The organism is Arthrobacter sp. Hiyo1 (genome assembly GCF_001263615.2).
Lineage (GTDB): Bacteria > Actinomycetota > Actinomycetes > Actinomycetales > Micrococcaceae > Arthrobacter.
The window spans coordinates 134,620-138,240 of record NZ_DF952474.1 but is presented as its reverse complement, the minus strand read 5'-3'; the positions used below and the strand labels follow the sequence as shown (position 1 = coordinate 138,240).

Below are 3,621 nucleotides of genomic sequence, written 5' to 3'. Positions count from 1 at the left end.
CCATGTGCCCAGCGAGGGCATCAATTCCAGCATGGCAACACCTCCTTTACCGAGGTCCCGGACCGGAGACCCGCCCGGGGCAGTGTGCGATCTTGCCTCATATTCTCATTCCTTGCGTCTGTACAGGAGAGCTTCGGGTAAACAGGCAGCCCGTTGCGTGAAGAGGACCGGGGCGGGCCTCTCATTTCCCACCCCGGTCCTTAGCGGAGCGGCCGCACTTCACCGCCGCCCGCCGTCGTCGTCCGCTTGATGCGGTTGGTGACGATCGGCGGACGCCTATTCATTGCGGTGTCTTGCGGCCGGACCGCCGTCTCAACGGCCGGCTATCCTCCCATGAGCGAGCTGATCGGCCCGCGGGCGAAGTAGATCAGGAAGCCGACGGTCACTACCCACATGAGGGGATGGACCTTCTTGCCCTTCCCTGAAGCCCCGTGGATCACGGCCCAGGAGATGAATCCGACGCCGATGCCGTTGGCGATGGAGTACGTCAGCGGCATGGTGACGATGGTGAGGAAGGCGGGCAGTGCCACGGAGAACTTGGAGAACTTGATCTCGCGGATCTGGGCCATCATCATGGCGCCCACCACTACCAGGGCCGCGGCTGCGACCTCGAGCGGAACTACGCTGGTGAGCGGGGTCAGGAACATCGAACCCAGGAACAGCAGCCCGGTGACTACCGACGCCAGCCCGGTGCGGGCGCCTTCGCCAATCCCGGCAGCGGAGTCGATGTACACGGTGTTGGACGAGCCCGACGTCGCGCCGCCCGCCACCGCACCCAGGCCTTCGACGATGAAGGCCGACTTGAGCTTGGGGAATGTTCCGTCCTTGTAAGCCACTCCGGCGCTCTTGGCGAGGCCGGTCATGGTGCCCATGGCGTCGAAGAAGTTGGTGAACACCAGGGTGAACACCAGCATCGTGGCCGCCAGGCCGCCAATCCTCGAGAACGAACCGAAGAGGTCGAAGTGGCCCACCAGGCTGAAGTCCGGGGCCGAAACCAACTGGCCGGACAGTACCGGGGTGTTGAGGTGCCAGCCACCGGGATTGGCGGCGCTGCCAGGCCCGATGTGCATGACGGCCTCGACGACGGCGGCGAGGACTGTGGTGGCGACGATTCCGATCAGGAGGCCGCCCTGGATCTTGCGGGCCACGAGGATTCCCATGACCAGCAGACCGACAATGAAAACAAGGGTTGGTATTGAGGTGATGGAACCATCGTTGCCGAGTTGAACCGGCGGTCCGCCTTTGGTGGCGCGGACGAAGCCGGAATCGACGAAGCCGATGAAGGCGATGAACAGGCCGATGCCAACGGTGATGGCGGCCTTGAGTTCCTTGGGGACGGCCTTGAAGATCGCGGTCCGGGCGCCCGTGACGCCGAACAGGACAATCAGGATGCCGTTGATGACCACCAGGCCCATGGCTTCCGGCCAGGTGACCTCATGGATGACGGCTACTGCCAGGAAGGAGTTGATTCCCAGGCCCGCTGCGAGCCCGAACGGCATGTTCGCAATCAGGCCGAAGAGGACCGTCATGACACCTGCGGTCAGGCCGGTGACTGCCCCCACCTGTGCCGCGGACAACCATCCGCCGGCCACGTCCGTGGGTGCGTTCTGGGCGGAGAATCCGCCAGGATCAGTGGGTTGAGGATAACGATGTAGGCCATCGTGAAGAACGTGACGATGCCGCCGCGGAATTCGCGGGCCAGCGTGGAGCCACGCTTGGTGATCTGGAAGAAACGATCCAGGAAGGAGTTCGACGCCGGTGGCTTGGGGCTGCTGCCCCGCTGTGCCAGTCCGGTTGCCGTGTGCTTTTCGCGTGCCTCTGTCTGCCCTGCACCGGAAGGCGCAGCCTGCTTTTCAGTTGCCGTTCGCATTTCTGCGGGGTCCAGGATTGTCATTTTCAGCCACCGGCCCTAGTAGTCAATCCTGGAGTCAAGCGTGTTCCAGGTGTTGAAGGGTTCCAGGATGGCCGGGGCCTGGGGGTCGCCCAGTTCCAGCTTGGTGACCGGCATGAGCGTGTCCCGGTCTTCGTTCTCGAAGTAGTCGTAGAAGACTGCGTCGTCGAAGCCGACTGATGCGGCGTCGTGCCGGTCTGCTGCGAAGACCACGTTTCCGATGCGGGCCCAGAGCGCCGAGGCCAGGCACATGGGGCATGGCTCGCAGCTCGTGTAGAGGGTTGCTCCGCTGAGATCGAAGGTGCCGAGCTCGCGGCAGGCGTTGCGGATGGCGGTGACCTCGGCGTGGGCCGTGGGGTCGTTGGTCGCGGTGACCCGGTTGACGCCTTCGAAGGCGCGGCCATCCGCGGTGACAATGACGGCGCCGAACGGCCCGCCGCTGTTGAGGACATTGGCTGTTGCCAGCTCAATGGAAGTGGCCAAGAAATGTTCGGCCGTGACGGTGGTACTCATGTGCGACTTCCTTAGTGCTGAGGAAGCCTGTAACCAGGGAGGCATCTGAACATGACAGACCAGTGCTGCGATTACCAGGCTTCAGCATGTGCTTTTGAAGGTTTCGCCTGGTAGATAGCTTCCCGGAGTCCGGGTGCCCGCCTTTGGCAAATTGAGATTAGCACCGGAGTTGTGAGCCGCGCCATAGTTTCTGGAAAAAAAGTTTCGACATGTGAAATTTGCGTTTAGCGCCGGGCAGCGGCCCGTATCTCGCGCCGGTCACATTGACGCATTTCGGGGAGCCACTTACGCTGGGTGCCACCGGCAGGGTTGACCTCCGGAACCTGGATCAGCAGACAGGAACCACTGAGCTGGAACGCAACTACGCCGACCAGACAAGGATCCCCGTGTCCCCGACATCCGATTTCCAGCCAGCAGCCCCCGCAACAGACCCGGCCGCTTCCCGGCTCTGGATCAAGAATCCCCTCGATGTGTTCACCGCAAACGGCCTCGACGCCCGCGGCGGCATCGTGGTCAGCGATGGGAAAATCGCCGAGCTCGTCCCCGCAGGAAAGCGCCCTTCCGCGCCGTGCCATGAAACTTTCGACGCCGGCAGCCACGTCCTGCTGCCCGGGCTCATCAACACGCATCACCACTTCTACCAAACCCTCACGCGGGCCTGGGGCCCGGTAGCAAACGCTCCCCTGTTCCCTTGGCTGCAGAACCTCTATCCCGTATGGGCGCGCCTCACTCCGGACAGCCTCGAGCTTGCCGTGAAGGTAGCGCTCGCGGAACTCCTGCTTTCCGGCTGCACCACGGCAGCCGACCACCACTACCTCTTCCCCGCGGGACTTGAGGACGCGATCGACGTCGAGGTCGGCGTCGTGCGTGAACTCGGCATGCGCGCGACCCTCACCCGCGGGTCCATGACGCTCGGCGAGGACGACGGCGGCCTGCCGCCGCGTTCCACCGTGCAGCGTCCCGAGGTGATCCTCGCGGACAGCGAACGGCTCATCGGGAAGTATCACGAGCGCGGAGACGGAGCAGTTATCCAGATCGCCTTGGCCCCTTGCTCGCCGTTCTCCGTGACCAGGGAAATCATGGCCGAGAGCGCCGCCATGGCCGAACGGTTGGATGTCCGGCTCCACACCCACCTCGCGGAAACCATCGACGAGGAAGATTTCTGCCGTGAGATGTTCGGGCTGCGCACCGTGGACTATTTGGACAGCGTCGGCTGG

General features: G+C 63.6%; 2 protein-coding genes and 1 pseudogene. 1 reads left to right on the top strand and 2 read right to left on the bottom strand.

Annotation, left to right across the window (positions count from 1 at the left end):
* Window positions 1–323: 323 nt before the first annotated feature.
* Window positions 324–1,894: pseudogene (locus AHiyo1_RS18060) on the bottom strand (NCS2 family permease).
* Window positions 1,895–1,909: 15 nt separating this feature from the next.
* Window positions 1,910–2,404, bottom strand: a complete 495-nt coding sequence (locus tag AHiyo1_RS18055; protein WP_059389465.1) for a nucleoside deaminase — start codon at window positions 2,402–2,404, stop codon at window positions 1,910–1,912.
* A gap of 386 nt (window positions 2,405–2,790) precedes the next feature.
* Between AHiyo1_RS18055 and AHiyo1_RS18050 the strand changes: the two genes are divergently transcribed.
* Window positions 2,791–3,621, top strand: an 831-nt coding sequence (locus AHiyo1_RS18050) for an amidohydrolase family protein (RefSeq protein WP_148667656.1), incomplete at its 3' end; no start/stop codon positions are given.